1 protein-coding gene is annotated in these 2,011 nt (G+C 47.1%); it reads left to right on the top strand.

Annotation, left to right across the window (positions count from 1 at the left end):
• Positions 1–165: 165 nt before the first annotated feature.
• A partial coding sequence (gene rne / locus J5F18_RS09520) for a ribonuclease E (RefSeq protein WP_346301998.1) occupies positions 166–2,011 on the top strand: 1,846 nt, incomplete at its 3' end.

Here is a 2,011-nt window from a genome sequence, read left to right as displayed (position 1 = left end):
AAAGATAAACAGAAGTCATACAAATAGCATAGAGATCACTTGCCCAAAAAGCGCGCACCAGCAAACTATATACGGTGCCGGCAAGTCCTTTAGCAACGGAACAGAACCGTCTCTGACGGTACAGTGTTGTGATTTCGTACCCATAAAAAGTATGAGTCACACAATATGAAAAGAATGCTAATTAATGCCACGCAACAAGAAGAATTGCGTGTAGCGTTGGTCGACGGTCAACGCCTCTATGATTTAGATATCGAAAGTCCTGGTCACGAACAGAAAAAATCAAACATCTATAAGGGTAAAATTACCCGTGTAGAACCTAGCTTAGAAGCCGCCTTCGTCGATTACGGCGCTGATCGCCACGGTTTCCTACCTCTGAAAGAAATTGCTCGCACCTATTTCCCCGATGGCTATAGCTTTAAAGGACGTCCGAACATTAAAGACGTTATCTCTGAAGGCCGTGAAGTCATTGTCCAAGTCGATAAAGAAGAACGCGGACAGAAAGGTGCTGCACTAACGACCTTTATTTCTCTGGCAGGCAGTTATTTGGTTCTCATGCCTAACAACCCACGTGCGGGTGGTATCTCGCGCCGCATCGAAGGTGACGAGCGAACGCAACTAAAAGATGCATTATCGACACTGGAAGTGCCTGATGGCATGGGTTTGATTGTCCGCACCGCCGGTGTTGGTAAGTCAGCTGAAGAGCTGGCTTGGGACTTAAATGTTCTACTCCATCATTGGCAAGCAATCGAACAAGCGTCCTCGACACGCCCTGCTCCGTTCCTCGTTCATCAAGAATCTAACGTGATTTTCCGTGCGATTCGCGACTACTTGCGCCGCGATATTGGTGAAATTCTGATTGATAACGAAACCATTTTTGAACAAGCTCGCGAACACATCAAAATCGTTCGTCCTGACTTCGTGCAACGGGTGAAACGTTATCAAGGTGAAGTGCCACTATTTAGTCATTATCAAATTGAAAGCCAAATTGAGTCAGCGTTCCAGCGTGAAGTTCGACTGCCTTCAGGGGGTTCGATTGTCATCGATCCGACTGAAGCGCTCACCTCGATTGATATTAACTCGGCGAAAGCGACCAAAGGCGGCGATATTGAAGAAACCGCGCTGCAAACGAATTTAGAAGCAGCCGATGAAATAGCGCGCCAATTGCGTCTGCGTGATGTCGGTGGTTTGATCGTTATCGACTTTATCGATATGACTCCGCCAAAACATCAACGTGAAGTCGAGAACCGTTTACGTGATGCATTAAAACACGACCGCGCACGGGTGCAAACGGCTCGAATTTCACGTTTTGGCTTGTTGGAAATGAGTCGCCAGCGCTTGCGTCCTTCACTTGGTGAATCGTCGAATCAAGTCTGTCCACGCTGTGACGGACAAGGCACCATCCGTGGTGATGAATCACTCGCACTGTCAGTTCTGCGACTCATTGAAGAAGAAGCACTGAAAGACAATACCGCACAAGTTAACGCACAAGTGCCGGTCACTGTCGCTACTTATTTATTAAATGAGAAACGTTCAGCCCTGCGCGTTATCGAAGAGCGCAACAAAGTACAGCTGTTGGTTATCCCAAATCAGTATTTAGAAACACCTCATTTTGATGTCGCGCGTATCCGCAGTGACGAAGTCACTGATGTACAGAGCTATAAATTATTGCAAGCATCAGAGATCAAAGAAATTTTCGCAACTGAAGATGCTACTGAGGACAAGAAATCCGAGCAAAAAGCACCACAGCAACGCTCGTCACGTCAAAATGATAATCGCGGACGAAATAATAACCGTCGTCGCAATAATCAAGGACGTAACCGTAACCAAGGTAAAGGTCGCGATAAGTCAGAAAACACCAATGACGAGAAAGCTGCTACTGAGGCAACTACGACTCAAGACGTTAGCAACAAGCCGGCGTCGAAGTCAGACAAGCCACAGGAAGGCCGTCGCCGCAACCGTCGTCGTAAGCCAGCAGCAAATAAAGAGCAAACGAATGACGTTGAGCAAACCG

The organism is Halomonas sp. BM-2019 (assembly GCF_017584085.1).
Note: the sequence above shows the minus strand (reverse complement) of the source record. Positions and strands in the feature narration are given on the sequence as shown.